This window comes from Thermococcus sp. M36, assembly GCF_012027355.1.
Taxonomy (GTDB): Archaea; Methanobacteriota_B; Thermococci; order Thermococcales; family Thermococcaceae; genus Thermococcus.
This window is the reverse complement of sequence record NZ_SNUH01000232.1, coordinates 1-428: the sequence shown is the minus strand read 5'-3', so window position 1 is coordinate 428 and position 428 is coordinate 1. Positions and strand designations below refer to the sequence as shown.

The window sequence follows — 428 nt, the reverse complement described above, 5'->3', positions numbered from 1 at the left end:
AGATTTATATAGATGGCTTAGCTATGTAGGTTGGAGTGAAGAAAAATTTGATGCAATTGCAGATACTTATAGAGATCCTCGGGTTTGGTGGATAGACAATGGAGAATGGTGGAAAAATAACATAAATGGAGAACCATCCTCTTATGGTAAAGTTCACTTGGATAAAGAAGATTGGAATAAATTTTTTGTTCTATAACAATATTTATACGTGAAGATTGCAATAAAAATATTCAGGCTTTTCAAAGGGAAAGAAAGGTTAAAGTTAGTAGGGTTATTAATTATGTTATTTTCAAGTGGCATTTTTGAAGCGTTAAGTATTGGGCTTATTTTCCCTTTTATTGCAATCGCAACTAATAAAAATATATTTAATGAATTTATTCAAACTCATCCACTTATAAATAAAGCTTTAGTTTTTCTGCACATTCATA

Annotated in this window: 2 protein-coding genes; both read left to right on the top strand. The window is 29.7% G+C overall.

Annotated features, from left to right (window positions below):
• On the top strand, positions 1-196 hold a 196-nt coding region (locus tag E3E36_RS13055; RefSeq protein ID WP_206203700.1), incomplete at its 5' end, for a hypothetical protein.
• 12 nt (positions 197-208) lie between these two features.
• On the top strand, positions 209-428 hold a 220-nt coding region (locus tag E3E36_RS12120; protein ID WP_167895612.1), incomplete at its 3' end, for a hypothetical protein.